The organism is Streptomyces bungoensis (assembly GCF_001514215.1).
Classification (GTDB): Bacteria; Actinomycetota; Actinomycetes; order Streptomycetales; family Streptomycetaceae; genus Streptomyces; species Streptomyces bungoensis.
Window position 1 is genome coordinate 217310 of record NZ_KQ948858.1, and the last position, 15264, is coordinate 232573.

The 15264-nt window shown below is 70.4% G+C and carries 13 protein-coding genes and 2 tRNA genes; 4 read left to right on the top strand and 11 right to left on the bottom strand.

The genetic code is table 11. The features are described 5' to 3' along the window. Window positions 1–173: 173 nt before the first annotated feature. The gene (locus AQJ66_RS18650) at window positions 174–2798 is read right to left on the bottom strand and encodes a valine--tRNA ligase (protein ID WP_061923049.1); all 2625 of its coding nucleotides are present in this window, start codon (window positions 2796–2798) and stop codon (window positions 174–176) included. A gap of 138 nt (window positions 2799–2936) precedes the next feature. On the opposite strand from AQJ66_RS18650, the gene AQJ66_RS18655 reads away from it, so the two are divergent. Then, entirely contained in the window at window positions 2937–3917 is a 981-nt protein-coding gene (locus tag AQJ66_RS18655; RefSeq protein WP_061923052.1) for a hypothetical protein, read from the top strand. 69 nt (window positions 3918–3986) lie between these two features. On the opposite strand, the gene clpX is transcribed toward AQJ66_RS18655, so the two are convergent. The 5 genes from clpX to AQJ66_RS18680 form a co-directional block, all read right to left on the bottom strand. Continuing rightward, the gene (gene clpX, locus AQJ66_RS18660) at window positions 3987–5273 is read right to left on the bottom strand and encodes an ATP-dependent Clp protease ATP-binding subunit ClpX (protein WP_061923055.1); all 1287 of its coding nucleotides are present in this window, start codon (window positions 5271–5273) and stop codon (window positions 3987–3989) included. 169 nt (window positions 5274–5442) lie between these two features. Further along, entirely contained in the window at window positions 5443–6108 is a 666-nt protein-coding gene (locus AQJ66_RS18665; RefSeq protein ID WP_061923058.1) for an ATP-dependent Clp protease proteolytic subunit, read from the bottom strand. Window positions 6109–6177: 69 nt separating this feature from the next. Then, on the bottom strand, window positions 6178–6783 hold the full coding sequence (locus AQJ66_RS18670; RefSeq protein ID WP_061923333.1) for an ATP-dependent Clp protease proteolytic subunit: 606 nt from the start codon (window positions 6781–6783) through the stop codon (window positions 6178–6180). A 288-nt stretch (window positions 6784–7071) separates the two neighbouring features. Continuing rightward, window positions 7072–8460, bottom strand: coding sequence for a trigger factor (gene tig, locus AQJ66_RS18675; protein WP_061923061.1), 1389 nt, complete (start codon window positions 8458–8460; stop codon window positions 7072–7074). 179 nt (window positions 8461–8639) lie between these two features. Further along, a tRNA-Pro gene (locus AQJ66_RS18680) sits at window positions 8640–8716 on the bottom strand. Between the two features lie 162 nt (window positions 8717–8878). Here AQJ66_RS18680 and AQJ66_RS18685 point away from each other — a divergent pair. Continuing rightward, a tRNA-Gly gene (locus tag AQJ66_RS18685) sits at window positions 8879–8949 on the top strand. A 73-nt stretch (window positions 8950–9022) separates the two neighbouring features. Here AQJ66_RS18685 and AQJ66_RS18690 read toward each other — a convergent pair. From AQJ66_RS18690 to AQJ66_RS18700, 3 genes are all read right to left on the bottom strand, one after another. Further along, window positions 9023–9322 carry an SHOCT domain-containing protein gene (locus tag AQJ66_RS18690; protein ID WP_061923063.1) on the bottom strand — a complete coding sequence of 100 codons (300 nt, stop codon included), beginning with the start codon at window positions 9320–9322 and terminating at the stop codon, window positions 9023–9025. Window positions 9323–9358: 36 nt separating this feature from the next. Then, window positions 9359–9820 carry a DUF6325 family protein gene (locus AQJ66_RS18695; RefSeq protein WP_425264286.1) on the bottom strand — a complete coding sequence of 154 codons (462 nt, stop codon included), beginning with the start codon at window positions 9818–9820 and terminating at the stop codon, window positions 9359–9361. Window positions 9821–10323: 503 nt separating this feature from the next. Continuing rightward, on the bottom strand, window positions 10324–10518 hold the full coding sequence (locus AQJ66_RS18700; protein ID WP_061923065.1) for a hypothetical protein: 195 nt from the start codon (window positions 10516–10518) through the stop codon (window positions 10324–10326). Window positions 10519–11050: 532 nt separating this feature from the next. On the opposite strand from AQJ66_RS18700, the gene AQJ66_RS18705 reads away from it, so the two are divergent. Continuing rightward, on the top strand, window positions 11051–12172 hold the full coding sequence (locus AQJ66_RS18705) for an acyltransferase family protein (protein ID WP_244162860.1): 1122 nt from the start codon (window positions 11051–11053) through the stop codon (window positions 12170–12172). Between the two features lie 19 nt (window positions 12173–12191). Here AQJ66_RS18705 and AQJ66_RS18710 read toward each other — a convergent pair whose 3' ends face one another. Together AQJ66_RS18710 and AQJ66_RS18715 are read right to left on the bottom strand one after the other, a co-directional pair. Continuing rightward, entirely contained in the window at window positions 12192–12656 is a 465-nt protein-coding gene (locus AQJ66_RS18710) for an HD domain-containing protein (protein ID WP_061923069.1), read from the bottom strand. Between the two features lie 19 nt (window positions 12657–12675). Beyond that, window positions 12676–13848, bottom strand: a complete 1173-nt coding sequence (locus AQJ66_RS18715; RefSeq protein WP_061923072.1) for a PP2C family protein-serine/threonine phosphatase — start codon at window positions 13846–13848, stop codon at window positions 12676–12678. 175 nt (window positions 13849–14023) lie between these two features. Here AQJ66_RS18715 and AQJ66_RS18720 point away from each other — a divergent pair, with 175 nt between their 5' ends. After that, window positions 14024–15262, top strand: a complete 1239-nt coding sequence (locus tag AQJ66_RS18720) for a GNAT family N-acetyltransferase (RefSeq protein ID WP_061923075.1) — start codon at window positions 14024–14026, stop codon at window positions 15260–15262. The last annotated feature ends 2 nt before the right edge of the window (window positions 15263–15264 follow it).

Here is a 15264-nt window from a genome sequence, read left to right on the forward strand (position 1 = left end):
GGGGCCCCTGCGCGCCGTCGCCCGGTGCGGGTGCGCCGGGGGCGCTCGCGCCCGACCGGGGAGGTGCGGTGCTGTCGGACATCGGGGTCGGCTCGGCCGCTTCCCCCTCCCCCGGGTGCGTGAAGGCCCCCCGAGCCTTTCGGTTCGGGGGGCCTTCGGTGAGCTGCGGCCGCTTACGCCTGCGGGAGCCTGTCCAGCTGGGCGGTGATGCGGGCGATGTCCTCCTCCGCCTTGGCCAGGCGGGTGCGGATCTTGTCGACCACGTTCTCCGGGGCCTTCGCCAGGAAGGCCTCGTTGCCGAGCTTGCCGGTGGCCTGGGCCTTCTCCTTCTCGGCGGCGGCCAGGTCCTTCGCCAGCCGCTTGCGCTCGGCGGCCACGTCGATCGTGCCGGAGAGGTCGAGGGCGACCTCGGCACCGGCGACCGGCAGGGTGGCCGTCGCCGTGAAGGCGTCGCCCTCGGGCTGCAGGCGCAGCAGCTGGCGGATGGCGGCCTCGTGCGGGGCGAGCGCCGTGCCGTCGAGCGTCAGCCGGGCCGGCACCCGCTGGCCGGGCTGCAGGCCCTGGTCGGCGCGGAAGCGGCGGACCTCGGTGATGACGGACTGAAGGGTCCCGATCTCCTGCTCCGCCGCCGCGTCCCGGAAGCCGCTGTCGGACGGCCACTCGGCGATGACGACGGACTCGCCACCCGTGAGGGTGGTCCACAGGGTCTCCGTGACGAACGGGACGACCGGGTGCAGCAGCCGGAGCGTGACGTCGAGGACCTCGCCCAGGACGCGCTTGGAGACCTCGGCCGGCTCGCCGCCCGCCTGGAACGTCGTCTTGGACAGCTCGACGTACCAGTCGAAGACCTCGTCCCACGCGAAGTGGAAGAGGGCGTCCGACAGCTTGGCGAACTGGTAGTCGTCGTAGTAGGCGTCGACTTCGGCGACGACCGAGTTCAGGCGGGAGAGGATCCAGCGGTCCGTCGCCGACATCGTTGACGGCTCCGGCAGCGGGCCCTCCACCGTCGCGCCGTTCATCAGCGCGAAGCGCGTGGCGTTCCAGATCTTGTTGGCGAAGTTGCGGGAGCCCTGGACCCAGTCCTCGCCGATCGGCACGTCGACGCCCGGGTTGGCGCCGCGGGCCAGGGTGAAGCGCAGGGCGTCGGAGCCGTACTTGTCCATCCAGTCCAGCGGGTTGACCGCGTTGCCGAAGGACTTCGACATCTTCTTGCCGAACTGGTCGCGGACCATGCCGTGCAGGGCGATGGTGTGGAACGGCGGGGTGCCGTCCATCGCGTACAGGCCGAACATCATCATCCGGGCGACCCAGAAGAAGAGGATGTCGTAGCCGGTGACCAGGACGGAGTTCGGGTAGAACTTCGCGAGCGACTCGGTCCGCTCGGGCCAGCCCAGGGTGGAGAAGGGCCACAGGCCGGAGGAGAACCAGGTGTCGAGGACGTCGGTGTCCTGACGCCAGCCCTCGCCGGTGGGCGGCTGCTCGTCCGGGCCGACGCAGACGACCTCGCCGTTGGGGCCGTACCAGACGGGGATGCGGTGGCCCCACCACAGCTGGCGCGAGATGCACCAGTCGTGGAGGTTGTCGACCCAGTCGAAGTACCGCTTCTCCATCTCCTGCGGGTGGATCTTGACGCGGCCGTCCCGGACGGCGTCACCGGCCGCCTTCGCCAGCGGGCCGACCTTGACCCACCACTGCATGGACAGCCGCGGCTCGATGGTGGTCTTGCAGCGCGAGCAGTGGCCGACGGAGTGGACGTACGGCCGCTTCTCGGCGACGATCCGGCCCTCGGCGCGCAGCGCGGCGACGATGGCGGAGCGGGCCTCGAGCCGGTCCAGGCCCTGGAAGGGACCGTGGGCGGTGATGACCGCGTGCTCGTCCATGACGGTGAGGGACGGCAGGTCGTGGCGCTGGCCGATCTCGAAGTCGTTCGGGTCGTGGGCCGGGGTGACCTTGACCGCGCCGGTGCCGAACTCGGGGTCGACGTGGGTGTCGGCGACGACCGGGATGGAGCGCTCGGTGAGCGGCAGCTTGATGAGCTTGCCGACGAGGTGCTTGTACCGCTCGTCGTCGGGGTGAACGGCGACGGCCGTGTCGCCGAGCATGGTCTCGGCGCGGGTGGTGGCGACGACGATGGAGTCCTCCCCGTCGCCGTAGCGCATGGAGACCAGCTCGCCGTCGTCGTCCTGGTACTCGACCTCGATGTCCGAGATCGCGGTCAGGCAGCGCGGGCACCAGTTGATGATGCGCTCGGCCCGGTAGATCAGCTCGTCGTCGTAGAGGCGCTTGAAGATGGTCTGGACGGCCTGGGAGAGCCCCTCGTCCATGGTGAAGCGCTCGCGGGACCAGGCGACGCCGTCGCCGAGGCGGCGCATCTGGCCGCTGATCTGGCCGCCGGACTCGGCCTTCCACTGCCAGACGCGCTCGACGAAGGCCTCGCGGCCGAGGTCGTGGCGGGACTTGCCCTCCTTGCCGAGCTCGCGCTCGACGACGTTCTGCGTGGCGATGCCGGCGTGGTCCATGCCGGGCTGCCACAGCGTCTCGAAGCCCTGCATGCGCTTGCGGCGGGTCAGGGCGTCGATGAGCGTGTGCTCGAAGGCGTGGCCCAGGTGCAGGCTGCCGGTGACGTTCGGCGGCGGGATGACGATCGTGTACGGCGGCTTGTCGCTCTTCTCGTCCGCCTCGAAGTAACCCCGCTCTACCCAGCGCTCGTACAGCGGCCCCTCTACATCGGCCGGCGCGTACTGGGTCGGCAGTTCGGAGTCGGGCGCTGGTGGCTGCTGCTGAGCGTTCTCGGTCACGGGGGTCAGTTTAGAGGTGTCACGGGGTGGTCCCGAAACGCCTTTGTTCTGTAACGGTGCGGCCCCCGGTGCGGTGCGGTTCGCGGGGCTGGGTCAGGATGTCAGGAACACATAAGGCATCTGGAGGGGAACCCAGAGATGAGCAACAACCAGCCGGGCCCGTACGGCCAGCCGCCCCAGCAGCCGGGACCGTACGGCCAGCCGGGGCAGCCCGCCCCGTACGGCCAGCCGGGTCCCTACGGCCAGCAGCCGCAGGCCCCGCAGCCCGGCTACGGGTACCCCCAGCAGGCCCCTCCGGCCCCGCCGCAGCCCGGGTACGGCTACCCGCAGCAGGGCGTGCCGCAGCAGCCGAACCCGTACGGCCAGCAGACCCCCTACGGCCAGCAGCCGCCCTACGGCATGCCTCCGCAGGCGCCGGCCCCGGGCGGGGGCGGCGGCAAGAAGACGGGCCTGATCATCGGGGCGGTGGCCGTGGTGGCGGCGATCGCGGTGGGTGCGTACTTCGTGCTCGGCGGGAGCGGTGGCAGCACCAGCGTCGCGGACGACGGTCCGCACAAGCTCACGACGCCGGGGACCGTGCTCGACGGCACGTACAAGAAGGCGGGCAACGGCTCCGACGACTCGATGAGCGACGGTGACCTGGCCGACTTCAAGAAGTGGGGGGTCAAGAACCCCGCGCACGCCGGTGCCTCGTACCAGAACGGGGAGGGCCTGACGGCCAAGACCCTCTCCTTCAGTGGTGTCTACGGCACCATCGACGACCCCGAGGCCGTGGTGGACGCCGCCTTCGCGAAGGTCAAGGCGGAGTCGGAGAAGGACCAGAGCAACGACAAGACCAAGGGCAAGCTGCTGGGCAGCCCGCAGACGGTTCATCCGTCGGGCTTCAACGGGGTCATGAAGTGCCAGGTGGTGCAGATCGACAACTCCGACGCGTCGACGTCGTCCGCGGGTGCGGCGAAGTCCTTCAAGATGCCGTTCTGCATCTGGGGCGACCACAGCACCGTCGCCGACGTCACGGCCTTCAGCTTCGCCGCCATCGCCTCGGGTGACGGTGGCTCGATCGACACCACGGCCGACCTCGCCGCCAAGCTGCGCAACGACGTCCGCGTCAAGGCCTGACGGGGTCACCCCGACGGCGAAGGGCCCCGGTCTGCCGACCGGGGCCCTTCGTGTGCCTGCCGTGGGCGGCTACGCCGTCTTCTGCTCCCCCGCTCCCCGCCCCCGCGCGTCGCGGGGGATCAGGGTCGGGTTGACGTTGGAGTGGACCACGTCGGCCGTGATGACGACGCGGGCCACGTCCTTGCGGGACGGGACCTCGTACATCACCGACATCAGGACCTCCTCCATGATGGCGCGCAGGCCGCGGGCGCCGGTCTGGCGGAGGATGGCCTGGTCGGCGATCGCCTCGAGGGCCTCGCGCTCGAAGTCGAGCTCCACGCCGTCGAGTTCGAAGAGGCGCTGGTACTGCTTGACCAGGGCGTTGCGGGGCTCGACCAGGATCTGGAGGAGGGCCTCGCGGTCCAGGTTGTGGACCGAGGTGATCACCGGGAGACGGCCGATGAACTCGGGGATCATGCCGAACTTGACCAGGTCCTCCGGCATGACGTCCTCGAAGACGTCCTTGGACTCCAGCTCCCGCTTGGAGCGGATGGTGGCGCCGAAGCCGATGCCCTTGGCGCCGGCGCGGGCCTCGATGATCTTCTCCAGGCCCGAGAAGGCGCCGCCCACGATGAACAGGACGTTCGTCGTGTCGATCTGGATGAACTCCTGGTGCGGGTGCTTGCGGCCGCCCTGCGGCGGGACGGAGGCCGTGGTCCCCTCGAGGATCTTCAGCAGGGCCTGCTGGACGCCCTCGCCGGAGACGTCGCGGGTGATCGACGGGTTCTCGCTCTTGCGGGCCACCTTGTCGATCTCGTCGATGTAGATGATCCCGGTCTCGGCCTTCTTGACGTCGTAGTCGGCCGCCTGGATGAGCTTGAGGAGGATGTTCTCCACGTCCTCGCCCACGTAGCCCGCCTCCGTCAGCGCCGTCGCGTCGGCGATCGCGAAGGGGACGTTCAGCATCCGGGCCAGGGTCTGGGCGAGGAGGGTCTTGCCGGAGCCCGTGGGGCCGAGGAGCAGGATGTTGGACTTCGCCAGCTCGATGGCGTCGTCACGGCCCTGCGCGCCGCCGTTCTCGCCGGCCTGCACCCGCTTGTAGTGGTTGTACACCGCGACGGAGAGCGCCTTCTTGGCGGCCTCCTGGCCGACCACGTAGCCCTCGAGGAACTCGTAGATCTCCCGCGGCTTGGGCAGTTCCTCCCAGCGCACCTCGCTGGTCTCCGCGAGCTCCTCCTCGATGATCTCGTTGCAGAGATCGATGCACTCGTCGCAGATGTACACACCGGGCCCTGCGATGAGCTTCTTGACCTGCTTCTGGCTCTTGCCACAGAACGAGCACTTGAGCAGATCGCCGCCGTCACCGATGCGTGCCACGGTGTGCTTCCCCTTCGCCTGGGAGACGCCCGGACGCTTTCGCGTCCAGCGGCTCCTGGTGCTGCCTTATGTCGACGGTACCTTGCCGAACCCGGTGTTCGGGTCCCCCTTGGCAGGGTTCACTTTCCGCTGCTCCCTGCCAAGGGGGCCCGTGAGTCGCCGTTCCGGGTCAGCGGACCGCGTCGTTGTTCATCTTCCGGGTGGAGATGATCTGGTCGACGATGCCGTACTCCAGCGCCTCCTCGGCCGTGAGGATCTTGTCGCGCTCGATGTCCTCGCGGACCTGCTCGATCGGCCGGTTGGAGTGCTTGGCCAGCATGTTCTCCAGCTGCTCACGCATCCGGGTGAACTCGTTGGCGATGATCTCCAGGTCGGACAGCTGGCCGCGGCCGGTGGAGCCGGCCGGCTGGTGGATCAGCACCCGGGAGTTCGGCAGCGCCATGCGCTTGCCCGGGGTGCCGGCGGCGAGCAGGATGGCCGCGGCGGAGGCCGCCTGGCCCATGCACACCGTCTGGATGTCGGGCTTGACGAACTGCATGGTGTCGTAGATGGCCGTGAGGGCCGTCATGTCGCCGCCGGGGCTGTTGATGTAGATCGAGATGTCCCGGTCGGGGTCCATCGACTCCAGGCACAGCAGCTGCGCCATGACGTCGTTGGCGGAGGCGTCGTCGATCTGGACGCCGAGGAAGATCACGCGCTCCTCGAAGAGCTTCGCGTACGGGTCGTACTCGCGGATGCCCTGGGAGGTGCGCTCGACGAAGCGCGGAATGACGTAGCGGCTGTCGGGCCGGGGCCCTTCGTACAGGCCGCTGGCGGCGCCGGGGAAGTTGCTCATGGGGTGTTCACCGTCCTGGTGGCGTTCTGGGGGCTTCGGTCTCGGCGTGGCGTGGCGTGGCCGTGCCGGTCAGGCACCGGTGCCGCCGCCTCCCGGAATACCCGAGGCGTGCGTGATGATCTCGTCGATGAGACCGTAGTCCTTGGCCTCTTGGGGGGTGAACCAGCGGTCGCGGTCGGCGTCACGGAGGATGGTCTCGACCGACTGGCCGGAGTGCAGCGCGGTCAGCTCGGTCATGGTCTTCTTGGTGCGCAGCAGGTACTGGGCCTGGATCTTGATGTCCGAGACCGTACCGCCCAGGCCCGCGGAGCCCTGGTGCATCATGATGTCGGTGTGCGGCAGGGCGAAGCGCTTGCCGGCCGTGCCACCGGTGAGCAGGAACTGGCCCATCGAGGCCGCCATGCCCATGCCGATCGTGACCACGTCGTTCGGGATGTACTGCATGGTGTCGTAGATCGCCATGCCGGCCGTCACCGAGCCGCCCGGGCTGTTGATGTAGAGGTAGATGTCCTTGTTCGGGTCCGCGGCGAGGAGCAGCATCTGCGCGGTGATCTTGTTGGCGATGTCGTCGTCAACCTGCTGACCGAGGAAGATGATCCGCTCGCCGAGCAGCCGGTTGTAGACCTGGTCGCCGAGGCCACCACCGATGGAAGGCTCGCCGGCGGCGGAGGGCATCAGATTCGTCACGTATCCACCTGCTCGTCTTGCGACGGCGCCGGGCCGTCTGCACGTTTCCCTGCCGGGGGCTGGGCCTGTTTCGGGAACTCCCCTGCCCTCGTATTCATGGACCCTAACGCGCTGGTCCCTTCGGGGAATCCCGGAGAAGGGAGTGTTCGCCGGGGGCGTAGCGCCGTGGGGGCGCGCTTGCGATCTTCCGGGCGGCATGCGTCCCCGTGTACGCCACAGGCCCCCGGGAGATCCCCAGGGGCCTGCGTGGGTGCGTCAGAGGCGCCGCGGGGCCGCTCAGCCCTCGGTCTTCTCCTCGGCGGCCTCGGCCTCGGCGGGCTCGGTGGCCTCGGCCTCGGCGGCCTCGGTCTCCTCCTCGTCGTCGAGGTCGACGACCTCGCCGTTGGTGTCCTTCACGGTGGCGGCGTCGACCACGACGGCCAGCGCCTTGCCGCGGGCGACCTCGCCGACCAGCAGCGGCACCTGGCCGCCCTCGACGACGGCCTGGGCGAACTGGTCGGGGGACATGCCGGAGGAGGCCGCACGCCGCATGAGGTGCTCGGTGAGCTCCTCCTGGTTGACGTTGAGGTTCTCCTTCTTGACCAGCTCGTCGAGGACGAACTGGGTCTTGATGCCCTTGACCGCGGCCTCGCGGGTCTCGGTCTCGAACTCCTCGGCGGTCTTGCCCTGGATCTCCAGGTACTTGTCGAGGGTGAGGCCCATCTGGCCGAGCTGGTGGTGCTCCAGGTTGTGCTTGCGGGTGTTGATCTCGTCCTCGAGCAGCTTCTCGGGGACCGGGACCTCGACCAGCTCGAGGAGCTTCTCCAGGACGCGCTCCTGCGCCTGGGTGGCCTGGTCGTACTGCTTCATGTCGGCCAGGCGCTTGCGGCTGTCGGCCTTCAGCTCGTCCAGGGTGTCGAACTCGGAGGCGAGCTGCGCGAACTCGTCGTCCAGCTCGGGCAGTTCACGCTTGGCGACCTGGGTGACCTTGACGGTGACCTCGGCCTCCTTGCCCGCGGCGGAGCCGCCCTTCAGCTCGGAGGTGAAGGTGGCCTCCTCGCCGGCGGACAGGCCCTTGACGGCGTCGTCGATGCCGTCGAGCAGCTCGCCGGAGCCGATGGTGTAGGAGACGCCGCTCGCGACGCCGTCCTCGAGGACCTCGCCGTCGACCTTGGCCTCGAGGTCCACGGTGACGACGTCGCCGTCCTCGGCGGCGCGCTCGACCGGGGTGGTGGAGGCGAAGCGCTCGCGGAGCTGCTCGACCGACTTCTCGATGTCCTCGTCGGTGACCTCGACGGCGTCGACCTCGACCTCGATGCCGGAGTAGTCCGGGATCTCCAGGGCCGGACGGACGTCGACCTCGGCGGTGAAGTTCAGCGTCTCGCCGTCCTTCAGCTCGGTGATGTCGACGTCGGGCTGGCCCAGCGGGCTGAGCTCGGCCTCGTTGACCGCGTCGGTGTAGAACTTCGGCAGCGCGTCGTTGACGGCCTCCTCCAGGACCGCGCCGCGGCCGAACCGCTGGTCGATGACGCGGGCCGGGATCTTGCCCTTGCGGAAGCCCTTCACCGTGACCTGCTGGTTGATCTTCTTGTACGCCGCGTCGAGGCTGTCCTTGAGCTCCTCGAAGGGCACCTCGACAGTGAGCCGAACCCGGGTCGGGTTCAGGGTCTCCACGGCGCTCTTCACGGTTCGGTCTCCTTGTGGCTGACTTCTTGGGTTCTGCCGGAGCCAGACAGGTCCGGCGGATTCGCCGCCCGGAGGAGTACGTAGGCCATGGGGGCCGGGGCACACGGGCGCGCAGCTTGCATAGTAACCGGAGCCGGTCAACGCCCCAAAAGGCGATCACCGAGGGGTGCCTCGGCCGATGGTCGGGGTGGCGGGATTTGAACCCACGGCCTTCCGCTCCCAAAGCGGACGCGCTACCAAGCTGCGCCACACCCCGTTCGGTGCGACACGTAGGGTACATGCCCCGGCCGGATCCGGCGGCTGGTTTGCCGGCGGCCACGCGGACGGCGTCCGCGCCGTCCGGCACGTTGGCCTCCGCGGCGGGCGACCCGCTACGATGCAGTGCAGTGCCGCGGTCACCGACCTGCGGCGCAGTGGTGCGGGCGTAGCTCAATGGTAGAGCCCTAGTCTTCCAAACTAGCTACGCGGGTTCGATTCCCGTCGCCCGCTCTGGACGCCGAAGGCCCAGGTGAGGGGTTCCTCTCCCTGGGCCTTCCGCCGTTCCCGGGGTCCCTCGCGCGCCTCAGCCCAGCAGCAGGCGCTTCTGCCGTTCGAACTCCTCGTCCGTCAGGACACCCTGTGCCTTCAGGTCGCCCAGCTGCTTGAGCTGCTCGATCTTCCGGGTCATGTCGTCGGGGGCGGCGGCCGGCGGTGGTGCGGCGGGAGAGGGTGGTGCCGCCGGCTGCTGTGCGTACTGCTGCTGCTGTTCGTAGTCCTGCTGCGCCCACCGGCCGGCCTGCCGTCGTGAGACGCGGTTGGACACGGCGGTGGCGGTTCCGGCGACGGCGGCCGTGCGGGCCACGCCGCGTAGCAGTCCGGGCATGTTCGGTCATCTCCTGGGGTGGGTGTGCGTACCGGGTCAGGCGGCCGCGGAGCCTCCACCGGGCGGCACCGTCTCCTCCGTGGCGTCCAGCGCCGCCAGCAGGGCCTGGACGGGGATGCGGCCGCCGGCGACGAGCTGGGCCCCGCCGCGCCGGAGCGCCCGGGCCAAGGGTGCGGCCCACAGGTTCTCGTACACGAGTACGGCGGCCGCGTTGCCGGGATCGAGGGCGTGGGCCGCCTCGTCGAGGTCGCCCTGGTCCAGGACGCCGGACGAGGCTCCCTCGAAGACGGACAGATCGATCTCGCCGCCCAGGTCCCGCGCCTCCAGGCCGACGACCGAGCCGTCGGTCTCCTTGCGGACGAAGGCGAGGTCGATGATCCGGATGATGCCGCGGTCGGAGAGATCGACCAGCAGCGGGAACGCCTCTCCCGTCATGCGGTTGCCAGGGAACTCGATGACCACGTAGTCGACGGGCCCCATGTCCTCGACGGTCTCCATGACCTCTCCTCATCAGACGGATGGGAGTCGGGACCGCTCGCCCGCCCGGCGGCCGCCGAGGCGGCCCCCAGCGGCACGACCGCATGACCGGCCGACGGCACCCGTTGCCCTTCCAGTCCAGCACGCGGGGAAGGGGCGCGCACGTTCGCGGGCCGCGTGGAGCTCGCCCCGCCGCACGCCGGCCGGGAACTGCCGTCCGGTCCGTGACGGGGCCGCTGCCCGGTGGGCGGCAGCCGCTTCGGGGGGGCAAGGGTGCCGCGGAGGTCCGCCGCGCCGCGCCGGGGGAGGCGAGGGTGCCGCCCGAGTGCCGGGCCGAGTGCGGCAGCCGTTGCGGGGTCGGTGGAAGGAAGCCGGGTGGGCGAGGCGGGCCATGCCCTGGCGCCGGTGCCGCGGCGAGGAGGGCCGGGCGCACGGCGACGGCTCCCGGGTCCGCGCGGGTCGGGGGTGTCGCGGGGCGCGCTCCTGCGGGTGCCGGCCGGCAGCGGACCGCCCCGCCCCGCTCCTCAGAAGCTGATCGAGTTGATCGTGTCCGCTATCGAGTTCAGGAAGCGGTTGATGGACGGGGCCATGCCCGTCGAGGCGAGGAAGAAACCGAAGAGGACGGCGACGATGGCCGGGCCCGCCTTGATGTTCCCCCCTCGGATCAGCACCACCAGGATGATCGCCAACAGCAGCACCACAGACAGTGAAATGGCCACAACTGATCACACCCTCGGTCGGTCCGCTCTCCCGGCCGCGGGGCACGACCCCGCGCACCCCTGCCAGAACCATCGTGCCACCAACAAGGCCATGTCATGCGACCCGTGACACAACGTCGGGTCACGAGTCGGCACGGCCGGGGCGCCGGAAGGGATTTCAGCGGGCCGCCCTCGTGGACTCCGAAGGAAATTGCGCAGGTTCGTTTCCATGCCCACACATCCCGTGCGCAGATATTTCGATTGAGCCGCACAGCGGCGACGTATGCCCCAATTGGTGCGGATGAATAGGGACATCGGGGGTGAACGGACGGCTCCATGTGCGCACCATCACGTCGACAGAGGTGGCAAGTTGTGAAAATCAGGGGGTACCCGAACGGGATAACCAGGAATGACCACGGGTGTTTTACGGATTCGCACAGTCGACGCTAGGGTGCCTGAGATGTTTGACGCCGCCTCGTCCCCCGGCCAGAACCGCAGGCCGCTCCCCCCGGCACAGCCGCCGGCCGACGGAGTGCCCGGACCGCGTACCCCGATGAGTGCGCAGGAACCCCGGCCGAAGGCGGACAGACCCGGCGGACAACCTCAAAGCGGGCAGCGGGACGCGTTCTTCGACAACGCCAAGTACCTGGCGATCGTGCTCGTCGCGATGGGTCACTCATGGGAGCCGCTGAAGGGCGACAGCCAGATCCTGAAGGCCTTCTACGACGTGGTGTACGCCTTCCACATGCCGGCGTTCATCATCATCTCCGGCTTCTTCTCCCGCAGTTTCGACATGCGCCCGAGCCGGGTGAAGCGCCTGATCACCGGTGTCGTCGTGCCGTACCTCGTCTTCGAGACCGCGTACCCGCTCTTCAAGAACGCGGTCGTCGGGTCCCACGAGGAGATCAGCCTCCTCGACCCGTGGTACCTCACCTGGTTCCTGGTCGCCCTGTTCGTCTGGCGGATCACCACGCCGGTGTGGAAAGTGGTGCGCTGGCCGCTGCCGCTGGCCATCGCCATCGCCATGCTCGCGAGCGTCAGCCCGAGCATCGGCAACGACCTCGACCTGCAGCGCGTCCTGCAGTTCCTGCCCTACTTCGTGCTCGGCCTGACCCTGAGGCCCGAGCACTTCCGGCTGGTGCGCCGCCGCTGGGTGCGCGTCGCCTCGGTGCCGGTGTTCGCGGCCGCGCTCGTGGTCGGCTGGTGGGCGGCGCCGCGGATGAACACCTCGTGGTTCTACCACCGTGACGCCGCGCAGGAACTGGGCGCTCCGTGGTGGTGCGGGCCGGTGATGGTGCTGGCGCTGCTGGGCTGCTCGCTGGTGCTGACGGCGTGCTTCTTCGCCTGGGTGCCGGGCCAGCGGATGTGGTTCACGACGCTCGGCGCGGGCACCCTGTACGGCTACCTGCTGCACGGCTTCCTGACGAAGTTCGCCGATTTCCAGGGCTGGTACGACCATCCCTGGCTGCACCACCCGCTCGGCGAGATCATGGTCACCGCTCTCGCGGCCACCGCCGTCACGCTGCTGTGCACCCGGCCCGTGCGGCGCGTGTTCCGGTTCGCGATGGAGCCGAGGATGGAGTGGGCGTTCCGGCAGGACGCGGCCGAACTGGCCCGCGGGCGCCAGATGAAGGAGCCCGAGCGCGAGCGCGAGCGCGAGAAGGTCAGCGCCTGACGCGGAGCCGTCCCGTGGGTCACAGACCGAGGAGCGCGCGCATCCGTGCGTACTTCTCGGTCAGTCGTCTCCGGGTCTCCTCGGGCAGGACCGCCAGCCGCCCGGGATCGGCGTTGTGCGCCAGGTCGGCCTGCTTGACCAGCAGGGCGCCCGGGGTGGCGAGGATGCGGCGCGCGTAGTCCTGCGGTCCTTCACCGGGCCGCTTGGTGAGGGCGTCGACGATGGCCCTGGTGCGCGGGGTGAGGGCGGCCCGCGCCAGCCATTCCCGGGTGAGCGCGTCGTCCTCGATCGCGTCGTGCAGCCAGGCTGCGGTGATCTGGTCGGCGTCCCCGCCGCGGGCGCGCACCCCCTCGGCGACGGCCGCCAGGTGCTCGGCGTACGGCCGTCCCGCCTTGTCGGTCTGGCCCGCGTGCGCGTTCCGCGCGATCGCCTCGGCCTCGGCCGGGGTGAGGAGCGCGCTCGCCCCCGTGTCTGCTGTTGTCATGGCTCCGGTGTCCCCCGGGTCAGCGGGCGCCCGCGGAGGTGTCGCGGCAGATCAGCAGCAGGGCGCGGTCGTCGTTGACGTCCTTGGCGACCGCTTCGATGAGGTGCCAGGCGGCGCCGTGGAAGCCGCCGGCGACATAGCGGTCGGCCTCGCCGGTGAGGCGGTCGATGCCCTCGACGATGTCGCGGTCGGAGGTCTCCACCAGTCCGTCCGTGAACAGCATCAGCACGTCGCCGGGGCGCAGGGAGCCCTTCACCGAGTCGAACTGGGCGCCGTCGTACACACCGAGCAGTGGGCCGTCTGCGGCCTTCTCCTCCCAGCGCCCCGTGCCCGCGCTGAGCTGGAGACCGGGCGGATGCCCGGCGGAGTACAGCTCGTAGTCCCCCGAGTCCAGGTCCAGCACCAGGTGGATGGAGGTGGCGAAGCCCTCGTCCCAGTCCTGGCGCAGCAGGTAGCCGTTCGCCGCGGGGAGGAAGGCGTGCGGGGGCAGGGAGCCGAGCAGGCCGCCGAAGGCGCCGGACAGCAGCAGGGCGCGCGAGCCCGCGTCCATGCCCTTGCCGGACACGTCCGTGAGCACGACCTCCAGGGTGCGGCCGCCGTTCGTCCGGGCGGCGACGACGAAGTCGCCCGAGAAGGACTGGCCGCCCGCCGGCCTGAGCGCCATCTCGTGGTGCCAGCCCTGCGGCAGCTTCGGCAGCTTGCTCTGCACCCGGATCCGCTCGCGCAGGTCGAACAGCATGGTGCCGCCGCGCCGCCAGGGCACGCCGACGCGGCTGCGGAACTGCGCGGTCAGCAGCCCGAAGGAGCCGCACGCGGCGACCACCAGGACCACGCCCGGGGTGACCCGCGAGGGCCCCTCGGTGTAGGGGCCGAGCCGCACCGACTCCACGATGAGCGCGGTGGCCGCCGTTGCGTACAGGCCGAGCAGGCTCGCCGGACGCAGCAGCAGACCGCCCGCGACGATCGGCAGCACCAGCATGGCCGGGGAGCACCACACCGAGTCGGCGAGGGTCATGAGGGCGAGCAGGGGGATGGTGAGCAGCAGGCCGGCCAGCGCGATCCAGTCGGAGCCGTCACCGCGGAAGTAGTCCACGGCGCTTCTGCGCAGCCCGACGCGGACCCGGTGCCACTGCATCCTGCACCGGGCCGTGAACGTCTCGGCCTTCGCGCGCCGCTCTCGTCCTGCTGCCATCAGTTCGGGACCCTATCCATCGGACCGGGCGCTCGGCACGGGAGGTCCCACTTGTCCCCCGTGCGAGGCTCGACTTCGCGGTTCGACTTCACAGTGAACGGCACGGAGGGCCGTCGCGCCGCCACCCGGGAGAAATTCGCTGGATCGCCCCGCAACGCCCTGGTAGGCATGGCCCATGGTGACTGACCCCGCGATCGAACTGAAGGTGCTGCGCCCCGAGGAGTGGGACGGATGGTGGGAGCACCTGCTCCGTGCCTTCGGTGGTGTCGCGGCGCCCGAGGAGCGCGAACTCGACCGGTCGGTCACCGAGTTCCAGCGGTCCATGGCCGCCTGGGACGGGGACACCCTGGTGGGTACGGCGGGTGCGTTCAGCTTCCGGATGACCGTGCCGGGCGGCGCCTCGGTGCCCACGGCCGGCGTCACCATGGTCAGCGTGGCCGCCACGCACCGCCGGCGCGGGGTGCTGACCTCCATGATGCGGCGGCAGCTGGACGACGTCCGCGCGCTCGGTGAGCCGCTCGCGGCGCTCACCGCCTCGGAGCCGGCGATCTACGGCCGGTTCGGGTACGGCGCCGCGACCTTCCAGCTCCAGGCCGACATCGACACGAGCCGGGTCACGCTCGCGCTCCCGGCCGGCACCGAGGACGTACGCCTGCGCTACGCGGACCCGGCCGAGGTGCTCGCCGAGTGCGAGGCGGTGTACGCGGCGCTGGTGCCGCGCCGGCCCGGGATGCTGGCCCGGCAGCCGGGCTGGGAGCGGACGGTGGTGTTCGACCCGGAGAGCCGCCGCAGCGGCGCGTCGGCGCTGCAGTGCGTGGTCGCCGAGCGGGACGGGGAGGTCACCGGGTACGCCCGGTTCCGCACCAAGCTCGGCTGGGGACCGGGCGGGCACGACGGCACGGTGACGCTGGAGGCCCTCGCCGCGCTGGACCCCGCGACCGAGGCGGCGCTGTGGCGCTTCCTGTGCGGCATCGACCTGATGACGACCCTGACCGTGCAGAAGCGGCCGGTGGACGACGCCTGGCAGTATCTGGTCTCCGACATCAGGCGCGGCCGGCCCGCTCTCGGGGACTCCTGCTACCTGCGCCTCGTCGACGTCGGTGCGGCGCTCTCGGCGCGGACCTACCAGGCACCGGTGGACGTCGTGTTCGAGGTGGAGGACGCCTTCTGCCCCTGGAACGCGGGCCGCTGGCGGCTGACCGGCGATCTCAAGGGCGCCTCGTGCGAGCGTACGTCCGACGCCGCCGACCTGTCCCTGTCCGTACGGGAGTTGGGGGCGTCCTACCTGGGCGGCGTGTCCCTGCTGTCCCTGGCGGCGGCCGGACGCGTACGGGAGCTGCGGCCCGGCGCGCTGGCGGAGGCGTCGGTGGCGTTCGGCTCGCCGGTGGCGCCCTGGCTGCCGCACGGCTTCTAGCC